At 56.0% G+C, this 22,995-nt stretch carries 26 protein-coding genes and 1 tRNA gene; 16 read left to right on the top strand and 11 right to left on the bottom strand.

Annotation, left to right across the window (positions count from 1 at the left end; genetic code table 11):
- Positions 1-36: 36 nt before the first annotated feature.
- Complete coding sequence (gene xthA, locus J3362_RS06205; protein ID WP_349518650.1) at positions 37-849, top strand: exodeoxyribonuclease III; 813 nt, start codon at positions 37-39, stop codon at positions 847-849.
- Positions 850-867: 18 nt separating this feature from the next.
- Entirely contained in the window at positions 868-1,497 is a 630-nt protein-coding gene (locus tag J3362_RS06200; RefSeq protein ID WP_349518649.1) for a TetR/AcrR family transcriptional regulator, read from the top strand.
- Between the two features lie 9 nt (positions 1,498-1,506).
- On the opposite strand, the gene J3362_RS06195 is transcribed toward J3362_RS06200, so the two are convergent.
- Positions 1,507-1,920 (bottom strand): phasin family protein, encoded by a 414-nt coding sequence (locus J3362_RS06195; RefSeq protein WP_349518647.1) that lies wholly within the window; start codon positions 1,918-1,920, stop codon positions 1,507-1,509.
- Positions 1,921-2,266: 346 nt separating this feature from the next.
- Between J3362_RS06195 and J3362_RS06190 the strand changes: the two genes are divergently transcribed.
- From J3362_RS06190 to hemH, 4 genes are all read left to right on the top strand, one after another.
- Positions 2,267-2,704 (top strand): YeeE/YedE family protein, encoded by a 438-nt coding sequence (locus J3362_RS06190; RefSeq protein ID WP_349518645.1) that lies wholly within the window; start codon positions 2,267-2,269, stop codon positions 2,702-2,704.
- 4 nt (positions 2,705-2,708) lie between these two features.
- Positions 2,709-3,134, top strand: coding sequence for a DUF6691 family protein (locus J3362_RS06185; RefSeq protein WP_349518644.1), 426 nt, complete (start codon positions 2,709-2,711; stop codon positions 3,132-3,134).
- A gap of 97 nt (positions 3,135-3,231) precedes the next feature.
- Positions 3,232-3,663 carry a protein tyrosine phosphatase family protein gene (locus J3362_RS06180; RefSeq protein WP_349518642.1) on the top strand — a complete coding sequence of 144 codons (432 nt, stop codon included), beginning with the start codon at positions 3,232-3,234 and terminating at the stop codon, positions 3,661-3,663.
- A 37-nt stretch (positions 3,664-3,700) separates the two neighbouring features.
- On the top strand, positions 3,701-4,810 hold the full coding sequence (hemH, locus tag J3362_RS06175; protein WP_349518640.1) for a ferrochelatase: 1,110 nt from the start codon (positions 3,701-3,703) through the stop codon (positions 4,808-4,810).
- A 29-nt stretch (positions 4,811-4,839) separates the two neighbouring features.
- Here the strand turns inward: hemH and J3362_RS06170 are convergent, their stop codons facing one another.
- Positions 4,840-5,058, bottom strand: coding sequence for a hypothetical protein (locus tag J3362_RS06170; protein ID WP_349518639.1), 219 nt, complete (start codon positions 5,056-5,058; stop codon positions 4,840-4,842).
- 136 nt (positions 5,059-5,194) lie between these two features.
- Positions 5,195-5,285: transfer RNA gene (locus J3362_RS06165), tRNA-Ser, on the bottom strand.
- A 211-nt stretch (positions 5,286-5,496) separates the two neighbouring features.
- Here J3362_RS06165 and J3362_RS06160 point away from each other — a divergent pair.
- From J3362_RS06160 to J3362_RS06140, 5 genes are all read left to right on the top strand, one after another.
- Complete coding sequence (locus J3362_RS06160) at positions 5,497-6,195, top strand: Bax inhibitor-1/YccA family protein (RefSeq protein WP_148607103.1); 699 nt, start codon at positions 5,497-5,499, stop codon at positions 6,193-6,195.
- Positions 6,196-6,298: 103 nt separating this feature from the next.
- On the top strand, positions 6,299-6,703 hold the full coding sequence (gene tusD / locus J3362_RS06155) for a sulfurtransferase complex subunit TusD (protein WP_349518637.1): 405 nt from the start codon (positions 6,299-6,301) through the stop codon (positions 6,701-6,703).
- Positions 6,704-6,705: 2 nt separating this feature from the next.
- On the top strand, positions 6,706-7,056 hold the full coding sequence (locus J3362_RS06150) for a DsrE family protein (protein ID WP_349518635.1): 351 nt from the start codon (positions 6,706-6,708) through the stop codon (positions 7,054-7,056).
- A 5-nt stretch (positions 7,057-7,061) separates the two neighbouring features.
- Complete coding sequence (gene tusB, locus J3362_RS06145; protein WP_349518633.1) at positions 7,062-7,346, top strand: sulfurtransferase complex subunit TusB; 285 nt, start codon at positions 7,062-7,064, stop codon at positions 7,344-7,346.
- Positions 7,347-7,349: 3 nt separating this feature from the next.
- Positions 7,350-7,676 (top strand): TusE/DsrC/DsvC family sulfur relay protein, encoded by a 327-nt coding sequence (locus tag J3362_RS06140; RefSeq protein ID WP_349518631.1) that lies wholly within the window; start codon positions 7,350-7,352, stop codon positions 7,674-7,676.
- On the opposite strand, the gene J3362_RS06135 is transcribed toward J3362_RS06140, so the two are convergent.
- The 3 genes from J3362_RS06135 to nfuA form a co-directional block, all read right to left on the bottom strand.
- Positions 7,663-8,031 carry a hypothetical protein gene (locus J3362_RS06135; RefSeq protein WP_349518630.1) on the bottom strand — a complete coding sequence of 123 codons (369 nt, stop codon included), beginning with the start codon at positions 8,029-8,031 and terminating at the stop codon, positions 7,663-7,665. The two genes, J3362_RS06140 and J3362_RS06135, sit on opposite strands and share 14 nt — an antisense overlap.
- Positions 8,032-8,072: 41 nt before the next feature.
- The gene (locus tag J3362_RS06130) at positions 8,073-9,272 is read right to left on the bottom strand and encodes a hypothetical protein (protein WP_349518628.1); all 1,200 of its coding nucleotides are present in this window, start codon (positions 9,270-9,272) and stop codon (positions 8,073-8,075) included.
- Between the two features lie 220 nt (positions 9,273-9,492).
- Complete coding sequence (gene nfuA, locus J3362_RS06125) at positions 9,493-10,080, bottom strand: Fe-S biogenesis protein NfuA (protein WP_349518627.1); 588 nt, start codon at positions 10,078-10,080, stop codon at positions 9,493-9,495.
- 232 nt (positions 10,081-10,312) lie between these two features.
- Here nfuA and metH point away from each other — a divergent pair, with 232 nt between their 5' ends.
- The 4 genes from metH to J3362_RS06105 all read left to right on the top strand — a co-directional run bounded on the left by metH (position 10,313) and on the right by J3362_RS06105 (position 16,791).
- Entirely contained in the window at positions 10,313-14,011 is a 3,699-nt protein-coding gene (gene metH, locus J3362_RS06120; protein ID WP_349518625.1) for a methionine synthase, read from the top strand.
- A 33-nt stretch (positions 14,012-14,044) separates the two neighbouring features.
- Positions 14,045-14,281, top strand: a complete 237-nt coding sequence (locus tag J3362_RS06115; RefSeq protein WP_349518624.1) for a DUF2970 domain-containing protein — start codon at positions 14,045-14,047, stop codon at positions 14,279-14,281.
- Positions 14,282-14,639: 358 nt separating this feature from the next.
- Positions 14,640-16,292, top strand: a complete 1,653-nt coding sequence (locus J3362_RS06110) for a nitrite/sulfite reductase (protein ID WP_349518622.1) — start codon at positions 14,640-14,642, stop codon at positions 16,290-16,292.
- Positions 16,285-16,791, top strand: a complete 507-nt coding sequence (locus J3362_RS06105) for a DUF934 domain-containing protein (protein WP_349518620.1) — start codon at positions 16,285-16,287, stop codon at positions 16,789-16,791. The genes J3362_RS06110 and J3362_RS06105 overlap by 8 nt, the downstream gene beginning before the upstream one ends.
- 195 nt (positions 16,792-16,986) lie before the next feature.
- Here the strand turns inward: J3362_RS06105 and J3362_RS06100 are convergent, their stop codons facing one another.
- Together J3362_RS06100 and sohB are read right to left on the bottom strand one after the other, a co-directional pair.
- On the bottom strand, positions 16,987-17,985 hold the full coding sequence (locus tag J3362_RS06100; protein ID WP_349518618.1) for a YhdH/YhfP family quinone oxidoreductase: 999 nt from the start codon (positions 17,983-17,985) through the stop codon (positions 16,987-16,989).
- Between the two features lie 23 nt (positions 17,986-18,008).
- Complete coding sequence (gene sohB / locus J3362_RS06095) at positions 18,009-19,070, bottom strand: protease SohB (RefSeq protein ID WP_349518616.1); 1,062 nt, start codon at positions 19,068-19,070, stop codon at positions 18,009-18,011.
- Positions 19,071-19,301: 231 nt separating this feature from the next.
- On the opposite strand from sohB, the gene J3362_RS06090 reads away from it, so the two are divergent.
- Positions 19,302-19,616, top strand: coding sequence for an SCP2 sterol-binding domain-containing protein (locus J3362_RS06090; RefSeq protein WP_008171697.1), 315 nt, complete (start codon positions 19,302-19,304; stop codon positions 19,614-19,616).
- Between the two features lie 61 nt (positions 19,617-19,677).
- On the opposite strand, the gene J3362_RS06085 is transcribed toward J3362_RS06090, so the two are convergent.
- The 3 genes from J3362_RS06085 to dnaQ form a co-directional block, all read right to left on the bottom strand.
- Entirely contained in the window at positions 19,678-20,325 is a 648-nt protein-coding gene (locus J3362_RS06085; RefSeq protein WP_349518615.1) for a multidrug transporter, read from the bottom strand.
- A gap of 4 nt (positions 20,326-20,329) precedes the next feature.
- Positions 20,330-22,036 (bottom strand): FimL-related protein, encoded by a 1,707-nt coding sequence (locus tag J3362_RS06080; protein WP_349518614.1) that lies wholly within the window; start codon positions 22,034-22,036, stop codon positions 20,330-20,332.
- Between the two features lie 218 nt (positions 22,037-22,254).
- On the bottom strand, positions 22,255-22,965 hold the full coding sequence (gene dnaQ, locus J3362_RS06075; RefSeq protein ID WP_349518612.1) for a DNA polymerase III subunit epsilon: 711 nt from the start codon (positions 22,963-22,965) through the stop codon (positions 22,255-22,257).
- Between the last annotated feature and the right edge of the window lie 30 nt (positions 22,966-22,995).

Raw genomic sequence — 22,995 nt, 5'->3', positions numbered from 1 at the left:
ACTCCGACGGGAATCAACGCCGGAGAGTATTTTGAAATGATGTTCGTTTCTTTCAACGTCAACAGTATCCGCACCCGCCTGCACCAGCTGAAAGCCGTAATAGACGCCCTCGCACCGGATTTTATCGGCCTTCAGGAAACCAAGGTTCAGGACGACGACTTTCCGGTAGAAGCGATCCGGGACCTTGGCTACCACGTGCATTTCCACGGGCAAAAAACCCACTATGGCGTTGCCCTGCTCTCAAAAGCGGAGCCTGAAGAAGTGACCAAAGGCTACCCCTGGGATGGTGAGGATTCCCAGCGTAGGCTGATTACCGGCCATTTCACCGTCAATGGAGAAAAGCTGACGGTGATCAACGGCTATTTTCCCCAGGGTGAAAGCCGTGACCATCCGGTGAAGTTTCCTGCCAAGGAGAAGTTCTACGCGGATCTGATGCGTTACCTGGACGCGCTCAAGAAAGCGGGCGGCCACGTGGTGGTCATGGGGGATATGAACATCTCTCCAACCGACAAAGACATTGGTATCGGCGCCGACAACGCCAAACGCTGGCTACGAACCGGCAAATGCTCTTTCCTGCCGGAGGAACGGGAATGGCTGGGCCAGGTTGAATCACGCGGTTATACCGATGTGTTCCGGCACCTTCACCCCGATGAAGCGGACACCTTCAGCTGGTTTGACTACCGCAGCAAGGGTTTCGAACGAGACCCCAGGCGTGGTCTGCGGATTGATCTGATCATGGCCAGTAACAGCCTGCTGCCCAAAGCCCGGAAAGCGGGTGTTTCCTACGACATTCGAGCCATGGAAAGGCCGTCCGACCACTGTCCGGTCTGGGCGAGCTTCGAGCTCTAGGGGCTGGTCCGGCGCGATATGAAAAAAATCAAAACCCGCGACCGTATCCTCCAGACCAGCCTGGCGCTGTTTAACACCGTCGGCGAACCCAATGTCACCACCCTGCTGATCTCTGATGAGATGGATATCAGCCCGGGCAACCTCTATTACCACTTCAAGAGCAAAGGCGACATTGTCGAGGAAATCTTCGACCAGTACGAACGCGAGATGGTGGACCTGTTGGCGGTTCCGGAAGACGCCGACATCAGCCTCGACCAGCAGGGATTCTTTTTGCATCTGCTGTTCGAGACCGTAGCCCGCTACCGGTTTCTCTATCAGGATCTGGTTAACGTGTTGTCCCGGTACGATCAACTGCAGGTACGATTCAAGCGCATCCAGAAAAAGAAAAGACTGGCTTTCAAGACGATTTGCGAGAGCTTTCGACGCCAGGGCATTATGGCGATTGGGCAGGAAGAACTTGATTCTCTTTGTGAGCAGTTAACGCTAACCGCTTGTTATTGGAGCGCTTTCGATACGCTCTCTCACCTGGATGACCGGGAGGCAGTGGATCCGGGTCGGGGTGTTTACCAGATGATGCACCTGGTGCTGCCCTACCTTGCGCCGGCCGACCGGGAGGAAGCCCGGCTGATGAGCCGGGATTATCTCTGAGCCGTAACGTTATTCTTCGTCGTCACCGGCACGTTTCCGCAGGCGGGCAAGTTCTGATTCAAGGGCTTCAATACGCCGCTCCATAGATTCGATTTCTTCACGGCGATGTATGCCCAGGCGTCTCAGGGCACCGGACACCCGTTCGTCAAACATGTGCTCAAGCCGGTCCCAGGTGCCAGTGGCTCGCTCCCGAACCCCTTCAACCCGATCCTCCACGGACTTCATCTGCTTTTCGACGACGCCACGGGTTTTGTTCTCGAGCTGCTCACCTTCCTGCACGAGACGCTCGAAGAAACGGCCAGTATCTTCCTCGGCTTTGGTATAGGCGCCCAATCCGGCCAGCCAGATCTGGCGGGCTGAACCCTTGATTTTTGCCGCCAGTTGCGGATCATTCTCCGGCTTATTGTCGTTCTCGTCAGACATGTACAACCTCGGGAGTGCGGATGGTTCTTTCTAACCGCCATTGTATTACAGCTTTGCCCGGATTTCAGTCGGCCTGGAACCCGCGCAGTGAAAGGCGGCAGTATAAAGACGCATCCAATATGAAAAAATGTTTTCAAACGAAAGTGAGTCTCGCTTGAAGTGTTCAAAATATAGTCAATACTTCCCAATACCGGCGTCCCTGCTGATGCCGGTTTGTCTGGAAGTCTTTCATGGATACTACTCGCACGCCTCTGCCCGGCATCCTTTGCCGGGCTTTTTTTTGGTATTATTGCCCCAAGATATATGCTTATTCCAAAATGACAGTCTTTAAAATTCGGAGTATCAGATGATTGAAATTGCGTGGAGTAACTTCACCCCCTGGTCAGCGCTGGCGGGTGGCATTCTGGTGGGCATAGCTGCCGCCAGCTTTCTGCTTCTCAACGGGCGGATTGCAGGCATCAGTGGAATTCTTGGCGGGCTTCTTTCACCGGCAAAAGGCGATATTGCCTGGCGCGTGGCCTTCCTTGCCGGGCTGATCGGTGCACCGGCAGTCTGGATACTGGCAACGGAACTTCCCCCTATTGAAATTGAGGCCGGCTATCCCGCGCTCATTATTGCGGGGCTGTTGGTGGGAATCGGCACCCGATACGGTTCCGGCTGTACCAGCGGACACGGGGTTTGCGGTCTGTCACGCCTATCGCTGCGCTCGCTGGCAGCCACGATGAGCTTCATGGCTGCCGGATTTGTCACCGTGTACGTGATTCGTCATCTGATGGGGGTGTGATGCCATGAAATTTTCTCTTGCTTCACTGTTTGCTGGCCTTGTCTTCGGAATGGGGCTTATTGTTTCCGGCATGGCCAACCCTGAAAAGGTGCTCGGCTTCCTTGATATCGCAGGCCTTTGGGATCCTTCACTGGCGTTTGTGATGGGCGGCGCCATCATGGTGGGCGTGATCGCGTTTGCCGTTGCCCGCAAGCGCACCCTTTCCTTCCTGGGGTTCCACATGAAAATACCCACCAGTGCTCACATCGATAAACGATTGGTACTCGGCGGTCTTATGTTCGGTGTTGGCTGGGGTATCGCCGGCTTCTGCCCCGGACCGGGACTGGTCGCGCTCGGTGCCGGTGAAACCAAGGCGGCGGTGTTCGTTGCGGCCATGGTTGCGGGCATGGGCATTTTCGAAGTCATTGAGCGCAACCGTGCGAAAGTGTAAGTATTTTCTGTAAATTTACCCGCCGCCATTCTGACACAGCCCGGGGGCTGTGCGATCATGGCGGCAGCTCCACTACCCGATTCGGAGAATGACATCCATGGATATCAGAAAGATCGACGACAACATTTCGGTGGCCCCACAGATTTCCATTGAAGACGTGGCAGAAGCCGCGAAACTGGGCTTCAAGACGCTTGTAGCAAATCGCCCTGACCACGAAGAGCCGGGCCAGCCTGCCATGGCCGATATCGAATCCGCAGCCAGGGAACAGGGCCTTGAGTGGGTATACATGCCTGTGGAATCGGGCAACATCACTGACGACGACGTAAACCGCTTCGCGCCGATGATCCGGGACGCCGAAAAACCCGTACTGGCATTCTGTCGCTCCGGGACCCGCTGCACCGTGCTCTGGGCACTGAGCGCGGCCAGAAACACATCAGCCGATGAGATCTTTACCAAAGCACGCAACGCCGGTTACGACATTTCCGGCCTTGCACCAAGAATGGCGCAGCAGGCCGCCGACAAAGGCTGACACTGCTGCCGCCTAACCAACGTTCAGGATCTACTGCATGCAATACAAAGGTTCAGAGAATTTCAGCCACAACCAATCTGACCGATTGGGAGTGCTGGTTACCAACCTGGGGACCCCGGATGCACCGACAACCTCGGCCCTCCGTCGCTACCTGGCTGAATTTCTCTCGGACCCCCGGGTGGTCGAGTTGCCGCGGCCTCTCTGGTGGCTGATCCTTCACGGTGTGATCCTGAGAATTCGTCCAAAGCGAAGCGCAGAGGCTTACTCCAGCGTTTGGCAGCCGGAAGGCTCTCCCCTTCTGCTGCACACTGCAAAGCAGGCTGAGGGCATCCGAGAGGCACTCAAACGCAAGTACGGCCCTAATGTGGTCGTCGGCTTTGCCATGCGCTACGGTAACCCCTCAATTTCCCGGGTTCTTGATGAGATGCAGGAACAGGGCGTACGGAAACTGCTGGTTCTGCCGCTGTATCCCCAATACTCCGCATCAACCTCGGCCTCTACCTTCGATGCGATCGCCAAAGATTTCTCCAAGCGGCGTTGGCTGCCGGATTTCCGGTTTATTTCCCACTACCCGGATTACCCGCCCTACATCGAAGCCATGGCACGCCATATCGAGGCACATTGGGCAAACCATGGACGCAACCAGAAATTGGTGTTCTCCTATCATGGGGTGCCACTGAAGTACCTGACCAAGGGCGACCCGTACCACTGTGAGTGCCACAAAACCTCGCGGCTGCTGGCCGAACGCCTGGGCCTGAGCAAAGAGGACTACATGACCACGTTCCAATCTCGCTTTGGCAGGGAAGAGTGGCTCAAGCCCTACACGGATGAAACCCTGAAGTCCCTGCCAGGCAAAGGCGTCAAATCCATCGACGTATTCTGCCCCGGCTTTTCATCCGATTGCCTGGAAACCATTGAGGAAATCGACGAAGAAAACCGTGAGTACTTCATGGAGGCCGGCGGTGAAGGGTTCAGCTACATCACGGCGCTGAACGCCACACCCGGGCACATCGAAGCCCTGGTGAAACTGATCGAAGAGAATCTGGAAGGTTGGCAGGTACCAAAGAACGAGCCAGCGGCTCTGGCAGCTCGCCAGCAGCGGGCAGACGAGCAGAAAGAAGCAATCTATCCGGGCCGGGATCTCTGATCCGCCCTCGACTTATAGCCGGGGCTGCGTCAGCTGTCCCGGTTTCCCTCCCTACCTTCAAAGCCCTCTGAAAGATCCGGTACAGACTGGCAGAACGTGCATTCGCCTGTATCAACGGCGGCCCCGCCGGCCTCCACGTAACGCACCTTATGGCTCGCGCTGCCCCGATTTGCGGACACGGAGAACTTGCGGTTCCGGCGCTCGGCCGAACCGGTATCAGATGACTGATGATTCTGAAATTCGCCCATATCTCCCCTCTCGGTCTCTGTTTAAGATAATGAGGGTTAACAGGCTTCAAACCAAGTAGGGATAATCACGTCGTTACGCCGGAAATTAGCACGAGGGAGACAGTAGATTCGGGAGAAAGAAAGGTAAGAGGAAAAATGGCGGTGGGCCAGGGATTCGAACCCCGGGAAGGCTACTAACCTTCGGCGGTTTTCAAGACCGCTGCATTAAGCCACTCTGCCAGCCCACCGGTTTTTCCATTCGCCGCCATTGCGACAGCGGTGAGCATGATACCGGAATTGCCTGTGCTGTCAACGCTCTGCATAAAACCCGCCGCATTTTTCAACATTAATGGTTTTTAATGGAATCCGGGAGACGGTTTCCTGTCGTAAATGATTGAAAGTTGCGTATCTGACACTATTATGGGAACCAGTATCCAGTCGTTATAAACGGAGATGACAATGGAAGACAGACGATTCGGCGTTCAGAACTCTCAGGGAGCCTATTCGACTCCCCAGACGGAGCGCGCGACCACAGGCATCAGCGATGATGCAATGAAGGTGTTGCGCAACACCTATATGCTGCTTGGCATGACACTCGCCTTCTCGGCGCTGACAGCATTCCTGAACATGAACGGAACCCACCCGGGCTTCCTGATCACCATCGTGGGATACATTGGGTTGCTGTTCGCAACCTATAAGTTGAAGAACAGCCCCTGGGGCATTCTGACCACTTTCGCTCTGACCGGCTTCATGGGTTACACCCTGGGTCCGATCATTGGGGCCTTTGTGGCTGCCGGCGCGTCCTCAATTGTCGCCCAGGCGCTTACACTGACTGCGGTGGCATTTGTTGGTTTGTCTGCCACGGCCATCATCACCAAAAAAGACTTCAGCTTCATGTCCAGCTTCCTGACTGCTGGTGCGTTTGTGCTGATCGGTGCCATGCTGCTGGCCTTCCTGATGGAGAGTTCTGTTCTGCATCTGGCAGTATCCGCAGGCTTCACGATCTTTGCCTCGATCATGATCCTGTTCGAGACCAGCCAGATCATCAAGGGTGGTGAACGCAACTACGTGATCGCCACGGTCGGCCTGTATGTCTCCATCTACAACCTGTTCGTCAGCCTGCTGCACCTGCTGTCTGCGTTCAGTGGCGAAGATTGATAACAGTCTGAACAAGCCGCATGAAAACCCCGGCAGTTGCCGGGGTTTTTGCTTTCGGTAAACTGAAAGTTATTATCTGGCAGACTTATAACGAACAGGAACCATGTCCGAAACCTTTACCCTGGTAATTACCGGCGCGCCCTACTCGTCTCAGGCGCCACAGACCGCTCTCGGCTTTGCGAAGGCAGCGGTAGATGCTGGCCATCACATTGACCGGGTGTTCCTCTACGGTGACGGTGTGCATCTGGCCTCCGCGCTCTGCGCGCCGCCGTCTGACGAAACCCACTGGCCAGACGAATGGTCGCGGTTTCTCACCCAGCACAGTATTCCCGGCGTGGCATGCATTGCCTCGGCTCTGCGTCGAGGCCTGGTCAACGAAACCGAGCAGAATCGCTATGAATTGCCTTCGGCCAATCTTCGGGCCCCGTTTGAAATCGCCGGCCTCGGTGAATGGGTCGAAGGACGAATCAAATCCACGCGCACGCTTTATTTCCACGCTGGAGACTGACCATGAGCACACTGATCATGATTGACCAGCCTCCCTATGGCGCGTGGACCGGACGGGAAGCACTGGATATGGCGTTTTCGCTGGCAGCCTTCGACCAGTCGGCATCCCTGCTATTCACCGGGCCTGGCGTTAACTGGCTGAGACAGGCTCAGCACGCCGGAGGCATTGAACAGAAGTCTGTGGAGAAGAATCTCGCTGCAGCACCGATATTCGGCATTGACGCGATCCTGGCTGATCGGGCTGCCTGCATTGCCTACGGCCTCGATGAGCATTCGCTGATTGAAGGTGTCACCCTGGTAGATGCTGATGCCGATCTCCTCACTGACTATGACCACACCGCATTTGCAGGTTAGCTCAGATGACTGACATCCAGACATTGCACATATTGAACAAATCCCCCGATCATCCCCGGGCCGCGCGGTGCGTTGAAATGATGTCTGCGGAAGACGGGCTTCTTCTGACAGGCAACGGCGTGCTGTTGCTGGCACGCGGGAACCTTCTGCCGGGCGCCAGCAAGGTCTTTGCGCTCACTCCGGACGTCAAGGCGCGCGGACTTGGAGTTCTGAGTGGCAACGTCAGTTCTGTGGACTTTGCGGAGATGGTAACGCTTTCATTGCAGGCACAACGGGTAATCAGTTGGTAAACCATGGTCAGTAATGCAATGCCACAACGAAACAACGAAGGCTTTCTTGAAGACGCCCAGGCGTGGACCGAAAGTGTAGCGACGGCCATCGCTGCCGAGGACGACGTGGATCTCACAGAAAAACACTGGGAAATCATAACGTTTCTTCGGACTTTTTATGAAGAGCATGAAATGTCGCCACCCTCTAATCGCCTGTTTGTGAAGGCGGTCAAAGAGGCGCTCGGCGAGGATAAGGGGAACAGTATCTACCTGATGCAGCTGTTTCCCGGCACCCCTGCAAAGACCGCCTGCAGGATTGCGGGGCTGCCAAGGCCAACTAACTGTCTTTAGAGTCCCTTGAGGCGGCGCCGTCCTTCTGCCTGTTGCGTTCCAGGTCGGCTGCACTGCCAAGGAAGCTGCTCAGGCCGTTCTCAAACAGGCCAGAGCCAAATTTCAGGAACTGGCGGGTCGATTCTTTAACGGTGCCGTCAAGGGCGCTTTCTGGCAGTTCCCGGATGGTATCTGCCACACCCTTTTTTACGCCACGAGTCACCGCCGGTTCGATTTCACGGCCGGCCTCAATCAGTTCCGCCACCCTGGCATCGAGGTATGGACGGACCACGAAACGCCAGAACCCCCAGAGAGTGACAAGCACGGCGCCAACGGTTGCAAGAATCTGGATTGTCAGTGTTAGCCAAAAAGGCATGGCCTTCCTCCTTGTACTCCCGATAACGGGATTCATTCCGGCTAGAAATTCAGATAGTTCAGGGAAACGAACTGGAGTAACCCTGCCAGGGCACCAAAAATACCGCCCACAATCATCAACTGGACCTCTTCTTCCCGGAACGCCGGGCGCAGGATGTCCTGGAATTCATCGGGTTTCAGCGCTTTCATCTGTCCGGACAGAACTTCGGCTACCACAGGTGCCCGCTCACGGTTAAAAGCCGGGTCACTGAACACGTCACGCGTAGCCAGTACCGCCTTCTGGTTCATGGCTTTCTTGAGCTCGGTGTAACCTGTCATGCCAACGGTGACCTGCGCCGTCAGCTTCATAATGACAGAGTTGTCCAGTAAGGGGCGAAGGTGTTTTTGGATAATCGCACGGGTTCTGTCACCGTGGCTGCCGTTGATCATGGCGTCGGCAACCTTCTCTACAGTAATCAGTTCCTCCGCCACCAGCCTGGCCCAGACATCACTGATTTCCGGCTGCCTTCGCAAAAACAAACCCTGGACCTTCCAAAATAGGATTCGTCGGGGCCTGAGCGGCGCGAAAATCAGGTTGATGGCAATCCAGTTGGTCACGAAACCGACCACGAAGCCGCCCAGCGGCAGCAGCCAGGGTTCCGGATAGCGGGTCCATAACGGCACAAGGACAGCACCAAGAATGCCGCCGATAACCGCACCTCGGTTGATCACAGACTGAAGCTCCACCGCGCCGGCTTGCTGGAAAATCCGGTTCATCATGTCCGGATGTTTTTCGAGTTCGCGGCTGAGCAGAGCCTTGAGGTCGACCAACTCGTCCAGATCGTCACCAAAGTCCTCCACCAGCTCCTCTACCCTGGAGGGCAGCTGTTCACGGGCCCACTGATAAATCCGGTTTCTGACAAATAACGGAAGGTTGTCCCAAAGGACCGGCTGGATTTCGTACATTACCTCATCGATGTACTCATCCATCCGCGGGGTCACCTGGGAAATCACCTGCTCAACGATGCGCTGCGGCTCAAGCTTCTGGTAGACAGCGTTGAGGTCGCCGAACTGCTGAAGCGTCCTGTCGATGCAGATATGCGCCATCTTTTCCGCTTTGCGAGGAATAACGCCCTGCCACCCTATCAGCCCCACCCCGATGAACTGCACCGGATAGAAGGACATCTGGATGGCCAGCCAGTTGGTCAGCCAACCAACAACGGCCGCCATGAGCGGCACTGAAAGAAGCGCAACGTCGAACAAGGTTGACCCCGGTAGAAGAGTGTAATCCATTCTAAGGCGGTGATAATGCCGTTAACGGACAGACAGGATAGTACCTGCCTGCAGTTGCTGTGTATGCGACAAATGATGAAGTAATTGAAATGTCACAACATTGGCCGAGCAGCCATGGCGAAGGCGGTAATGCGGCAGGCCGGAATAGATACCGCGCCCCGGAGGGCGCGGCAAACCGGGCAGGAAGGACTTACTGGTAGTAGGCGTTTTCGGTATAAGAATGGTCGGTCACATCACGCACTGCAGTGATTTCCGGAACCCGCTCTTTCAAGGTTGATTCCACGCCCTGCTTCAGGGTCAGGCTGACTGCCGAGCAACCCTGGCAACCACCACCGAAACGCAGTACGGCCACGGATTCGTCGACGATCTCGACAAGAGATACTTCGCCACCATGAGCGGCCAGGTTCGGGTTGATCTCCGAAGCGAGGATATAGTTCACCCGATCCGGCAGGGGTGCGTCGTCATCAATCTTGGGCACTTTTGCGTTCGGCGCCTTGATGGTGAGCTGCCCCCCCATCTGGTCCTTGGAGTAATCCACGTAGGCCTCTTCGAGGAAGGGCACGGAATTGTGGTCCAGATACAGGGTGAACTTGTCCAGATCTACCTGCTCGTCCGTCGGTACTACTTCGTTGGGCGGGCAGTAGGCCAGACAGGTTTCGGCGTTTTTGGTGCCGGGCTGGGTCACGAAGATACGTACGCCCATGCCTTCCACGTCCTGTTTTTCGATAAGTTGTGCAAGATAATCCCGAGCGGGATCTGTCACAGTAACCTGAGCCATGTTTTCAACCCGTTTGAAAGTTTGGATCCATTTTAAGGGAGTTCGCCGGAACATGAAAGACCCAGTAAAATAGTCAGGCTTTACGAAGGTAATGAATTTCCCGTATTGGCAGGTATTTGCAGTGGACAATTGATAATCGTCATTCGTACTAAGACGGGCTGTGGCAATTTTGCTATCATCCCGCGCCATTGAATTTAATACCGCGTTTTTAACGACATCCGGAAGTAAACCTATGACCGATCGCACCACCCGTCTCGACCAGCTCCACAAGGCCCTGCAGGAACGCATTGTGATCCTTGATGGCGGCATGGGCACCATGATCCAGAATCTCAAGCTGGACGAGAAGGCGTTCCGTGGCGATCGGTTTGCCGACTACGAGCGCGAAGTCCAGGGCAACAACGACCTGCTGAACCTGACCCAGCCCGCCCTGCTCCGCAACATCCACGCAGACTATCTTGACGCCGGCGCGGACATTATCGAGACCAACACTTTCAACTCCACCCAGCTTTCCCAGGCGGATTACGGGCTGGAATCGATTGCCAGGGAACTGAACGTGGCCGCGGCTGAACTGGCCCGGCAGATTGCCGACGAATACACCGCGAAAAACCCGGATAAGCCGCGATTTGTCGCCGGAGCGGTCGGGCCTACATCGCGGACGGCCTCCATTTCACCGGATGTAAATAACCCCGGCTACCGCAATGTCGATTTCCAGACCCTGGTCGATAACTACTACGAGGCAGTCGGAGGCCTGGTCGAAGGCGGCTGCGACCTGATCCTGATCGAAACCATTTTCGATACCCTCAACGCCAAGGCGGCGATTTACGCCACTCAGCAGTACTTTGAGGACAGCGGCACCACCCTGCCGATCATGATTTCCGGCACCATTACCGATGCCTCCGGCCGAACCCTTTCCGGTCAGACCACCGAAGCCTTTTGGAACTCCGTAGCGCACGCCAATCCCATCTCGGTGGGCCTCAACTGCGCGTTGGGTGCCGACGCCCTGCGCCCTTATGTGGAAGAGCTGTCCGCCAAGGCAGAAACCTATGTCAGCGCCCACCCCAACGCCGGGCTCCCCAACGAGTTTGGTGAATACGATCAGACGCCCGAGGAAATGGCCGAGATTATCGAAGGCTTTGCCCGTGACGGTTTCCTGAACATCATCGGTGGCTGCTGTGGCTCACGACCGGACCATATTGAAGCGATTGCCCAGGCGGTGGCCAAGCATCCACCCCGGAAAATTCCCGAGCGCCCTAAAGCGTTGCGTCTGTCTGGCCTGGAGCCATTTACCGGGGATGACAATGTTCTGTTTATCAACGTGGGGGAGCGAACCAACGTCACCGGCTCCAAGCGCTTCCTGCGCCTGATCAAGGAAGAGCAATACGAAGAGGCCCTGAGCGTTGCCCGGGACCAGGTTGAAAACGGTGCCCAGATCATCGACATCAACATGGACGAGGGCATGCTGGAGTCGAAGGAGGTGATGGTCACCTTCCTGAACCTGGTTGCCTCGGAGCCGGATATTTCCCGGGTGCCGATCATGATCGACTCCTCCAAATGGGATGTGATCGAGGCAGGCCTGCGTTGCATCCAGGGTAAGGCGGTGGTGAATTCCATCAGTCTCAAGGAAGGCGAGGAAGAGTTCGTCAAACGTGCGAAAGACTGCATGCGCTACGGTGCCGCCGTCGTGGTGATGGCCTTTGACGAACAGGGGCAGGCAGACACCTACGAACGCAAGACCGAGATCTGCAAGCGTTCCTACGACGTGCTGACCGGGATCGGCTTCAACCCGGGCGATATCATCTTCGACCCGAACATCTTCGCCATTGCCACCGGCATCGAAGAACACAACAACTACGCGGTGGACTTCATAAACGCCACTCGCTGGATTCGGAAAAACCTGCCTCATGCCTCAATTTCTGGCGGCGTGAGTAACGTGTCCTTCTCGTTCCGGGGTAATGACGTGGTCCGGGAGGCGATCCACTCGGTGTTCCTCTACCACGCCATCAAGGCCGGTATGAACATGGGCATCGTGAACCCCGGCCAGCTGGTGATCTACGACGAGATTGATCCGGAGCTCAAGGAGCTGGTGGAAGATGTTGTCCTTAACCGTCGTGCTGATTCCACCGACCGTCTGCTCGAAATTGCTGAGCGCTACAAAGGCAAAGGTGGCAAAACCCAGGAGGAAGACCTCGCCTGGCGTGAATGGCCGGTGGAAAAGCGTCTGGAACATGCACTGGTCAAAGGCATTACCACCTACATCGTGGACGACACCGAAGCCTGTCGCCAGCGTGCCACACATCCCATCGAAGTGATTGAAGGCCCGTTGATGGACGGCATGAACGTGGTCGGCGACCTCTTCGGCGATGGCAAGATGTTCCTGCCCCAAGTGGTCAAGAGCGCCCGCGTGATGAAACAGGCCGTGGCACACCTGATCCCCTATATTGAGGCTGAAAAGACGGAAGACCAGAAGGCCAAGGGCAAGATCCTCATGGCCACGGTGAAAGGCGATGTCCACGATATCGGCAAGAACATCGTGGGCGTGGTGCTGCAATGCAACAACTACGAGGTGATTGACCTGGGTGTGATGGTGCCCTGCGACAAGATCCTTGCGGCGGCAAAAGAACATGATGTCGACATTATCGGCCTCAGTGGGCTGATCACCCCGTCCCTGGACGAAATGGTGCACGTAGCCCGTGAGATGCAAAGACTGGATTTCAAAATCCCGCTGATGATTGGTGGTGCGACAACCTCAAAAGCCCACACGGCGGTGAAGATCGAACCTCAGTTCAAGAACGACATCGCCCTTTACGTATCGGACGCATCCCGCTGCGTGAATGTGGCGTCCCAACTCCTCAGCAAGACGGCTAAGCCGGCATTTGTCGAAGCCGCCCGTACCGAATACGACGAGATCCGGGAACGCCGGAAGAACCGGGGTGACCGGACCAAGCTGGTTTCCCTGAAGGAAGCCCGTGATCGCGCCCCGGAGATCTCATTCGAAGGCTACCAGCCCCCGAAACCGGCGTTTGCCGGCATCCGGGTGTTCGAGGAATATGACCTCAATGAGCTGGTGGACTACATCGACTGGACGCCGTTCTTCATGTCCTGGGATATTTCCGGCAAGTACCCGGCCATTTTTGATGACCCGAAGCGTGGTGAGGCGGCCCGCAACCTCTTTGACGATGCCCAGAAGATTCTGCACCGGATGATTGATGAAAAGCGGGTCTCTGCCCGTGGCGTCATCGGTTTCTGGCCAGCCAACCGCCGCGGTGACGATGTCGTGCTTTACACCGACGAGTCCCGCACCGAGGAGCTGACTACCCTGCACCACCTCCGTCAGCAGGATGAAAAGGCACCGGGCAAACCCATGATGGCGCTATCGGATTTTGTGGCGCCTGAGGGCTCCGACACCGTTGACTACGTGGGCGGTTTCGCGGTGACCACCGGCATTGGTGCTGAAGAATTCTCGGTAGAGTTCAAGGACGCCAACGACGACTATAACGCGATCATGGTGAAGGCGTTGGCCGACCGTCTGGCAGAGGCTTTTGCCGAGCGGATGCACGAGCGGGTTCGCCTGGAGTTCTGGGGCTATTCCGCCGATGAAAAGCTGGCCAACGATGACCTGATCAAGGAAAGGTACCGCGGAATACGCCCGGCACCCGGCTACCCTGCGTGTCCGGACCACACGGAGAAGGCAACCCTGTTCAATTTGCTCGAGGCCACTGATACCGCAGGCATCGAGTTGACCGAGCACTTTGCCATGTTCCCGACCGCTGCCGTCTCCGGCTGGTACTTTGCGCATCCGGAATCCAAGTATTTTGCAGTAGGGAAAATTGGCGCTGACCAGGTTGAGGACTATGCTGAACGCAAAGGCATTTCCAAGGCCGAGGCAGAACGCTGGCTTGCGCCAAGCCTGGCGTACGATCCGGCAGAGTAAGCTTCGGGTGAAGCACAGATCAGGGGCGGATGTATGACTGAATCTTCAGAAGCGGAAAAACGGGAAGAACGAAAGCCGCGTGGACCTGGCGTCTTGAAAGTCATGCAAAGCATACTCGCCGGCGCGTTCGGAGTTCAGTCCGACAAGCGCCGGGAAGAGGACTTCTCAAGCCATAGCCCCTGGCCTTACATCATCGCCGGCATTCTGTTCACAGCCAGCTTTGTTGTGGGCCTGATCGTTATTGTAAATCTGGTCCTGGCGAGCCAGTAGACTACTGGCCAGCTACCCAGACCACCGCGAAAGCCACGGCAAGAACCACCAGCAGCACGGCGGCAACGGCATCGGCCTGACTGTCAGAACGTGCGGTCTTTTTCATGTCTGTTCCTCTTTCCGAGTTTTTGTCTCGTGTTTTTCTTGTTATCACGGCAGCAGCGCACTGCTAACGTCATCCTCCAAGTTAAGCAGTTAATTGATATTCGTCCAGTCCCTTGTTCCTTCTGCTTATCGCCTGAGTCGATAAACATATTTTGAAATAATCATTTTAAGAATAAAAACCCGCTGTTATCCTTCCCGTCAGATATAAGGCCGCCGGCCTGGATATGTCGCTTTCAAGCAGGATCTTCCCACTATGTACGTATATGATGAACACGATCGGCAAATGGCTGCCGAGAGGGTTGCCCAGTTCCGTGACCAGACCGAAAGAGCGCTGGCCGGAGAATTGGCTGAAGACGAGTTTCTTCCCCTTCGCCTGCAGAACGGCCTGTACGTTCAGCGTCTTGCCCCCATGCTCAGGATCTGTGTTCCTTACGGCATGATGCGCTCGGACCAGCTTCGCCGGCTTGCGCGAATCACCCGGGACTACGACAAAGGCTATGCGCACTTCACCACTCGCCAGAATGTGCAGCTTAACTGGCCGGCGCTGGAAGACGTTCCCGACATTCTTGCGGAACTCGCGGAAGTGGAAATGCACGCCAACCAGACCAGCGGCAACTGCATTCGTAATACCACCACAGACCAGTTCTCCGGTGTTCAGTCGGACGAGATTGCGGATCCGCGGCCCTACTGCGAAATCATTCGCCAGTGGTCCACGTTCCATCCGGAATTCGCCTTCCTGCCGCGGAAATTCAAGGTTGCCGTGAACGCTTCCGAGCAAACCGATCGAGCCGCCATCCAGGTGCACGACATCGGGCTTCAGATGGTACGCAACGAGGCCGGCGATCTCGGTTTTCGGGTACACGTGGGCGGTGGTCTTGGCCGTACGCCCATGGTCGGGCCGGTAATTCGCGATTTCCTGCCGGAACTGGATCTGTTGACCTACCTGGAGGCCGTGCTTCGCGTCTATAACCGATACGGTCGGCGCGACAACAAGTTCAAGGCCCGGATCAAGATTCTGGTGAAGGCTCTGACCCCTGAGGGCTTTGCTGAAAAAGTGGAAGCAGAGTGGCAGCATATCAAGGAATCCCCGACCCGGCTGACGCCCGAGGCGATTCAACGTATCCAGGGCTACTTTACTGAACCGGATTACGCGGCTATCGACAATGCCACGGACCTGCTGGCCAGCCAGCGGTTTGAGAACCGGGGCTTTGACCAGTGGCTGACCCACAACGTGGACACCCACAAGAAGGCAGGCTATGCCATCGTCTCCCTGACGATGAAGAAAACCGGCACTCCTCCTGGCGATGTCAGTGACAAGCAGCTTGAACAGATTGCTGATCTGGCAGACGAGTTCAGCTTCGGTGAAATCCGGGTCACTCACCAACAGAACGTGGTGCTGGCCGATGTGCGCCAGGATCGGCTGTTTGAACTCTGGCAGGCGATTACGCCCATGGGTTTCGGTACCGCGAACCTGAATACCCTGACCGACGTTATCTGCTGCCCCGGCGGTGATTACTGCGCCCTGGCCAATGCCAAGTCCATTCCGGTGGCCGAGGCCATCCAGCGGCAGTTCGATGATCTGGATTACCTGTACGACCTGGGCAATATCGATCTGAACATCTCTGGCTGCATGAATGCCTGCGGTCACCACCATGTCGGCAACATTGGTGTTCTTGGCGTCGACAAGAAAGGCCAGGAATTCTATCAGATCAGCCTTGGCGGTTCGTCCCATCACGATGCCTCAATCGGCAAGATTCTGGGGCCGTCGTTTGCCCGGGACGAGATGCCCCAGGTGATTACAAAAATCATTGATGTCTACGTGGATAAGCGCACGGAAGAAGAAACCTTCCTGGACACTTATCGTCGTGTCGGAATTGATCCTTTCAAGGAGCGGGTTTATGCCTAACGTTATTTCACCGGATGGCAGTATCCGTCAGGACCACTGGGTTGTCGTCCCCCGCCCGGCCGAAGGCGAATCGCTGGATATTCCGGCGGATCAGCCGGCGTTGATTCCGGCGGATCTGTGGCTGGCCGGTTACGAGCACTTCACAGGAAGGCAGGATATTGGCGTGTGGTTCGACAGCCACGATGAGCCGGAGATTCTGGATGGTCGCGTGAATGAGCTGCCGGTAATTGCGGTAAATTTTCCGAAATTCAGTGATGGCAGGGGTTATAGCATTGGCCGGCTACTCCGTGAGCGATTCGGCTTTGAGAACGAGCTTCGGGCCATCGGCGACGTGCTGCTGGATCAGCTGCAGTTCATGAAGCGCTGCGGGTTTGACGCCTACGTGCTGCGTGCGGATAAGGACATCACCAAGGCCCAAAGGTGCCTGAACTTCTTCAGTCAGGGCTACCAGGCCGCGACCGACACCGACATTCCGCTCTTCCGGCGTCGTGCGTCTTAGTTATCAAACTCTAGAGTACAAAGAGAGGGGATTCACTTTCCAAAACACGCTCCTTGCGGCACATCCCTGTGAAGCTTGGGCTCCGCACAGTTTCGGAAGGTGAATCCCCTCTCTTCTATACAAATCTCTCAGTACAGTATCGTAGGTCGGATTAGGCAAAGCCGTAATCCGACAAACAGCACCAGCCAGAAAGAATTACTTGGAGTGATCCAGAACAATCTTTCCAGCTGATTCGCCTTTCAAAAACGCCGTCAGCGCCCCATCAAGCTCACCACGACCGATATCACGAGCGGCAGCCTCGGTCTTCGGACACGCCCACTCCCCGGCGAATTTCTTCCATACGGCTTCTTTCTCCGCCAGCGGAATCTCTACCGAATCCACACCCAGCAAATTCACGCCTCGCAGGATAAACGGCAGCACGGTGGTCTGAAGGCCCGGACCGGCTACAAGACCACAACAGGATACTGAGCCACCAGGCTTAATCTGCTTGAGCAGTTCGGCCAACGGGCCGCCACCCACCGTATCTACGGCGTTGGCAAATGCCGGTTTGACGAGCGGTTTCTTTTCCTCGGCCAGGGTTTCACGGCCCACAACTTCTTTTGCCCCAAGAGCCTTGAGATCGTCCGCATGGTCGGCCTTGCCGCTGATGGCGACGACGTCGAACCCAAGGTTGGCAAGCAGTTCAACCGCAACGGTGCCAACGGCACCAGAGGCTCCAGACACAGCGACTGTTCCCTGCTCCGGCTTGGCCCCCATGGTCAGAAGCTTCTGGACACAGAGACCGGCCGTGAGGCCAGCGGTGCCATAGATCATCGCGGTACGGGCGTTCCACCCCTCGGGCATGGGAACGCACCAGCCTGCAGGTACGCGGATGTATTCGCCAAAGCCACCGTCGGTATTCATGCCCAGGTCATAACCCGTCACGATAACGGGGCTGCCGTCCGACGGCTTGCCAGTAGCAGATTCAACGACCTCACCTGCGGCGTCGATGCCTGGTGTATGAGGGAAAGAACGGGTAACGCCCTTGTTGCCGGAAGCCGACAGCGCATCCTTGTAGTTGAGAGAGGAGTGGCTGACCCGGATCAGAACCTCGCCATCGGATAAATCGCCAGTACTAAGCGATTTTTCGGAACCGACATACTCACCGTTCTGCTCTTCAACGCGCCAGGCTTTGAATTCGGAATTCGTTGTCATCATTCTTCTCCGCTTTCGGTAGTCTACTGGAACTTCTGGTTGCGGAAGGCGCCCAGGACTTTCCAGACAGTGTGTTCAAGCGCCGAACTGGTGGCCAATCCGAGTTTTTCCGGAAGAGTCCGTTTGCGCTGGTATGCCACTGAGACTACGTCTGCGCGGTCGCAGGCTTCAATGAGATATTCGTCGGAGGTCTTGATCTCATCGACCAGTTTTACCTCCAAAGCCCGCTTGCCAAACCAGATATCGCCATTGGCAACCGCGGCTATGTCCAGATCAGGGCGTCGTTCGCTCACATACTCTTTAAAGAGTCCGTGGGTGTCTTCCAGATCTTCCAGGAATTTCTGACGCCCTTTGTCGGTGTTTTCACCGAAAATGGTCATAGTGCGTTTGTGCTCGCCGGCGGTCAGCACTTCAAAGTCCACGTCGTTCTTTTTGAGAAAACGGTGGAAATTCGGGAGTTGGGCAACCACGCCAATAGACCCCAGAATGGCGAACGGCGAGGCGACGATCCGGTCGGCAACACAGGCCATCATGTAACCACCGCTGGCCGCGACCTTGTCAACACAGGCGGTAAGGCGAACACCCTTGCTGCGAATTCGATCCAGCTGAGCGGCCGCAAGGCCATAGGAATGAACCAGCCCACCACCACTCTCCAGACGGACAACAACTTCGTCTTTTTCCGGATCGGCAATACTCAACACGGCTGTAATCGCCCTGCGAAGCGGATCCGTGTCGCTGGCTTTGATATCGCCGTCAAAATCCAGAACATAGACGCGACCACGACTGTCATCCTTCTCATCGGTGTTCTTCGCGGCCTTGGCCGCTTTTTTCTCCGCCTTCTGAGCCTTCTTCCGGGCCTTCTGGAACACCTTTCGTTGGTGATCAGACATCAGCCGGGACTGAATCGTTTCACGCAACTTTTCGTATTTCTCGTTGAGTTTCCGGATCTTGAGTTCTCCCTCGCCCTCATGATCGCCCCGATCCTTCTGGGCCGCGGACATGATGACAGAGATCACCACCAGGGCCGCCATCACGAAAGTAACGATCTTGGCCAAAAACAAACCGTATTCTGTCAGGAACTCCAAAGTGCTTCTCCAACTCAGTGTGCGGGAACAAGAGTGTAACTTACCGAATTTATGGTGATAAGGAGAGCAAAAAAATTAAAACAAGCGTTCGATCGATCTTGACAGGGCCGACCACTCACCATAAAGTCGGATTGCGAGGTCGGCTCTACCCGGGCACCCGATCAGGCTCGTGCAGCCAGGGACATCAAGCCGTCGTGATCATGACTAGACAACCATCAAAAGGGTAAAACAATGTCTGTAGCTCAGGTATTTGAACAACTCGAACAGAATTTCAACGCAGACGCAGCTCAAGGCCTGGACCTGGTATTCCAGTTCGACATCGAGGACGACAAGACCTATCACCTCGTCATCAATGACGGCACCTGCAAAATGCACGAAGGCGCCCACGACGATCCTTCTGTTACCCTGATCATGAACTCCGAAACCCTGCAGGGCATCGTTTCTGGAGAGACCGACGGCATGCAGGCATTCATGGCAGGTCAGCTGCGCGCCGAAGGCGATATGATGCTGGCAACCAAGCTGGGCGAACTGTTCAAGATGGGCTGATTGCCCCCGGCAAGCACAAAAAAGCCTGCGTTTCGATGCAGGCTTTTTTATGCCACGAAATCTATTGATTCCAGAACTGCACAGCCTCCCTCGCCTGCTCGTTGACCGGCACAGCAACCAGGCCCGAGAAGGATAGCTTTACCTCGAAAACAGCCCCATCCCGCATTGGCATGAACGTCATGTTTCCGTCCACGGCCTCCACAAACGGCAAGTTGAATTGAAGGTCCCACTGCCATAGGTCCGGCCAGATCACTTCAGACAGCCCTATAACTGTCCTCGGGGCCGACCGCTCCTGCTCAAGAGACGTATAACGCCCGCTCAATTGCTCAAGCCGATACCCGGGAGCGATATCAAGCCATCGGAAGGGTCCGCTGAACCGGATGATTCTGGCGTCAATCTGCCACTGGTCACCCTGGAGCGTCCTCACCACAGACAAACCATCCTGGCTTTCGAGGGAGACCTCCCAGATTTGCTCAGCCTGTCGTTGCGTTGAGATGCTCGCCACGGTCTGCATACCGACCAGCGATTGGTAGCTGGTCAGATTTACCGCGATAACGAGGACATACAGCCCGGCCAGAATGACACCGAAAATCACCATTCCTTTCAGCCAGGTGAGCAACCAACGAGGATGCCTGAAAAACAGCAGGCCCGCTATCACCATCACAGCGCCGGCAGCGGCCAGTACAATGGTAGCGAGCGTATGGGACATGGAACTACAAACCTACATCGTCCAGCGACGATTCAGCCAGTTTCAGTAGATCTACATTGCGGTCTTCGGTTTTGCCAATACTCTCGATGTAGTACTCCAGCGAAGTCAGAGCGTCCGCCAGCGCCTCGAGCACCTGGGCGGCTGGCGCTTCCTTCGCATCCAGCAAGCGCTCCTGGATTGAAGCCGCAACCCGCTCAAGAACCCCGGCGGCTCCCGGATCATTCACCATTTGCAGGCCACCCCAGATGCTGTGCAGGGTTGCAGGCAGATTGGCAAGATGCAGTTTGTCGTAGTCGGATTCAATAAAAGCGGTGATTGCGCGCTTTGCCAGGGTCAATGCCCCACGAGCTTCATCAGCCACCACATAGAGCGCCTCTCGAAGGTATACAGACTCCTCCCGCTTGCGTTCACCGCCGGCCAGCGCATCGGTTTCGGAGGTGATGCCACGGGTCACAATCTGCATGACGGCATCTTCAATTCCCAGCACGGAATCGGCAAGTCGATAAAGTTCATCATCACCGGGCAAGCGAGATTCTGCTTCCCAACCCCGCAGTTTGCTCGCCTCTTCTCTTGAAACGCCCGCCAGTTTGTTCAGGTCGAGCATTACCAGCGTGTTGGCCAGTCGTTCGAGGGCATCGGCAATGGAAGACAGCTCCGCCAGATCCGGCTCGATGCCGCGCTCAATAATGTCCAGTTTGTCTTTCAACTGGTTCAATTCATCCTGCAGGGCTTCTGACAGGGATTTGAGGACATCACTGCCAGGACCGTATAACCTGCGCGCATGGGCTTCCAGCATGGAATCCGGAAAATCCGACGGCGCAAGATGGTAAGCAGACAACACCTCGGTAACTTCAGGGTTGGCAGAACCGCTGCGGTACAGCAGGTAGACCAGATCCCGGATCAGCGAATCCGGCGCGTCTTTACCCGTGGCAACCTTGCCCACGTAAACCACTTCCCGGGCGTATTTCTCGATCCGCATGAACATGCGCTTGCGGGCTTTGTTAAAGACCATTGCACGATCAAGCATGGTGTCTGAAACAATGCCGACGAGGCACCACATCTGCCCCATGGCTGCGCCCTGACAAAGGCGCGCAAGCCCTCTCGACGCGCGCCCAATCAATTTCTTGTTTACCACATCGTTCCGGTCGCGAAGAATTCCCAGAAGCGCCACCTGGAAGGTCAGGCGCATGCGACGCGCCATAACTTCGTAATCGGCCTCATTGCCCTCAAACGGCTGCAATGACAAACCGGCACAAAAATCCGGCCTCTCTTTGACATCGACATCGAAAAAACAGGACTCGGGATAGGGTTTTTCCCGGCGGGCCTCTCGGAGGTCATTGATCACGGGGAGCAACAACTCGGGATGGTCTTCCCGCTGTTGATGGTAGTACTCGACATAGCGCCGGAGAATGAACAGAGCGCTGTTCAGGGTGGTAAGAAGGATGTTTTTGTCGTCACTGGCGCCAACGGGCACGTCGTTGGCCATAGTTACCGCTTCCTGGCACAGCAGGGTTCCACCCCGCAGCTCCACCAGAATGAAAATGCCCCGCAACTGGTTGATGAAATCAACACAATTCTGGAGATCCTCACCCCTTTCGCGGTTTTCCTGAAAGCGTTCAAGGCTGGATTCTGCCTGCTTGATGGTCTGCTCTATTTCACTTTTGACCAAATCAAACGACTGCGATTTCGTCGCGAGAGACGACTGAACCATAAACGCTTCCCGTTAATGTTGCGGAGACTACCGCATCCTCTTTGGTGGTCACTGATCCGGCTGTAGCGTACCAGGCCTTTTTGTTCTGGGCCGGTTAACCCCTTTTCCGGCCAAAGCCAGTTCGCAAAAAACTGGCGAACTTATCATTACTTATAACATAAAACTCAAGTACCTCAAGAAAGGCGGAATGTAACATTTGGTACAGCCCGACCCAGTTCTCATTCCGGACTCTGGAGTTTACCCCACACGGTTTCGCCCGCCTGTTTTTCGAGCAGGGACATGAACTCTTCGTGGGCTTCGGTCTCTGAACTGGAAGCGCGAACCACCGACAGGGGCGCTCTGTCAGCAGGGAGCCTTCGAATGCCGCCGTTACCGCCACCGTTCTCGGATCCGGCGTCCAGTGACAGCGCGGTCTGGCCACCAGTGAGCAGCAGGTAAACGTCGGCCAGGATCTCCGCATCCAGCAAGGCGCCGTGGAGGTCACGGTTGCTGTTGTCCACACCGTAGCGTTTGCAGAGCGCATCCAGGTTGTTCTTCTGTCCCGGGTGACGGGCCCTTGCGATGGCGAGGGAGTCCACGATTCCGCAATGATCCGCGGTTTTCCGTACCGGCTTGAGGCGGGCGAATTCCGAGTCCATGAAGCCGACATCGAACGCAGCGTTATGGATAACCAGCTCGGCGCCCTTGATGAACTCGAAGAACTCATCGGCGATTTCCGCGAAACGGGGTTTGTCGGCAAGGAACTCGTTGGTGATGCCGTGAACGGTGATCGCCTCAGCCTCTACTTCCCGGTCCGGGTTGATATAGACATGGTAGTTGCGGCCGGTGAGCTGGCGCTCCATCAATTCAACACAACCGATCTCGATGATCCGGTGACCCTCTGCCGGGTCGATACCCGTGGTTTCTGTATCCAGTACGATCTGTCTCATTGCCTGTACCTGGTTATCTGTATTTATGCG

The organism is Marinobacter sp. NFXS11, assembly GCF_040148675.1.
In the GTDB taxonomy this organism is placed as follows: domain Bacteria; phylum Pseudomonadota; class Gammaproteobacteria; order Pseudomonadales; family Oleiphilaceae; genus Marinobacter.
This window is presented reverse-complemented; position numbering and strand designations above follow the sequence as displayed.

Excerpts from the sequence above, each read along its gene's own strand:
- xthA (WP_349518650.1), top strand. The coding sequence starts at position 37 with ATGATGTTCGTTTCTTTCAACGTCAACAGTATCCGCACCCGCCTGCAC.
- J3362_RS06200 (WP_349518649.1), top strand. The coding sequence starts at position 868 with ATGAAAAAAATCAAAACCCGCGACCGTATCCTCCAGACCAGCCTGGCG.
- J3362_RS06195 (WP_349518647.1), bottom strand. The coding sequence starts at position 1,920 with ATGTCTGACGAGAACGACAATAAGCCGGAGAATGATCCGCAACTGGCG.
- J3362_RS06190 (WP_349518645.1), top strand. The coding sequence starts at position 2,267 with ATGATTGAAATTGCGTGGAGTAACTTCACCCCCTGGTCAGCGCTGGCG.
- J3362_RS06185 (WP_349518644.1), top strand. The coding sequence starts at position 2,709 with ATGAAATTTTCTCTTGCTTCACTGTTTGCTGGCCTTGTCTTCGGAATG.
- J3362_RS06180 (WP_349518642.1), top strand. The coding sequence starts at position 3,232 with ATGGATATCAGAAAGATCGACGACAACATTTCGGTGGCCCCACAGATT.
- hemH (WP_349518640.1), top strand. The coding sequence starts at position 3,701 with ATGCAATACAAAGGTTCAGAGAATTTCAGCCACAACCAATCTGACCGA.
- J3362_RS06170 (WP_349518639.1), bottom strand. The coding sequence starts at position 5,058 with ATGGGCGAATTTCAGAATCATCAGTCATCTGATACCGGTTCGGCCGAG.
- J3362_RS06160 (WP_148607103.1), top strand. The coding sequence starts at position 5,497 with ATGGAAGACAGACGATTCGGCGTTCAGAACTCTCAGGGAGCCTATTCG.
- tusD (WP_349518637.1), top strand. The coding sequence starts at position 6,299 with ATGTCCGAAACCTTTACCCTGGTAATTACCGGCGCGCCCTACTCGTCT.
- J3362_RS06150 (WP_349518635.1), top strand. The coding sequence starts at position 6,706 with ATGAGCACACTGATCATGATTGACCAGCCTCCCTATGGCGCGTGGACC.
- tusB (WP_349518633.1), top strand. The coding sequence starts at position 7,062 with ATGACTGACATCCAGACATTGCACATATTGAACAAATCCCCCGATCAT.
- J3362_RS06140 (WP_349518631.1), top strand. The coding sequence starts at position 7,350 with ATGGTCAGTAATGCAATGCCACAACGAAACAACGAAGGCTTTCTTGAA.
- J3362_RS06135 (WP_349518630.1), bottom strand. The coding sequence starts at position 8,031 with ATGCCTTTTTGGCTAACACTGACAATCCAGATTCTTGCAACCGTTGGC.
- nfuA (WP_349518627.1), bottom strand. The coding sequence starts at position 10,080 with ATGGCTCAGGTTACTGTGACAGATCCCGCTCGGGATTATCTTGCACAA.
- metH (WP_349518625.1), top strand. The coding sequence starts at position 10,313 with ATGACCGATCGCACCACCCGTCTCGACCAGCTCCACAAGGCCCTGCAG.
- J3362_RS06115 (WP_349518624.1), top strand. The coding sequence starts at position 14,045 with ATGACTGAATCTTCAGAAGCGGAAAAACGGGAAGAACGAAAGCCGCGT.
- J3362_RS06110 (WP_349518622.1), top strand. The coding sequence starts at position 14,640 with ATGTACGTATATGATGAACACGATCGGCAAATGGCTGCCGAGAGGGTT.
- J3362_RS06105 (WP_349518620.1), top strand. The coding sequence starts at position 16,285 with ATGCCTAACGTTATTTCACCGGATGGCAGTATCCGTCAGGACCACTGG.
- J3362_RS06100 (WP_349518618.1), bottom strand. The coding sequence starts at position 17,985 with ATGACAACGAATTCCGAATTCAAAGCCTGGCGCGTTGAAGAGCAGAAC.
- J3362_RS06090 (WP_008171697.1), top strand. The coding sequence starts at position 19,302 with ATGTCTGTAGCTCAGGTATTTGAACAACTCGAACAGAATTTCAACGCA.
- J3362_RS06085 (WP_349518615.1), bottom strand. The coding sequence starts at position 20,325 with ATGTCCCATACGCTCGCTACCATTGTACTGGCCGCTGCCGGCGCTGTG.
- J3362_RS06080 (WP_349518614.1), bottom strand. The coding sequence starts at position 22,036 with ATGGTTCAGTCGTCTCTCGCGACGAAATCGCAGTCGTTTGATTTGGTC.
- dnaQ (WP_349518612.1), bottom strand. The coding sequence starts at position 22,965 with ATGAGACAGATCGTACTGGATACAGAAACCACGGGTATCGACCCGGCA.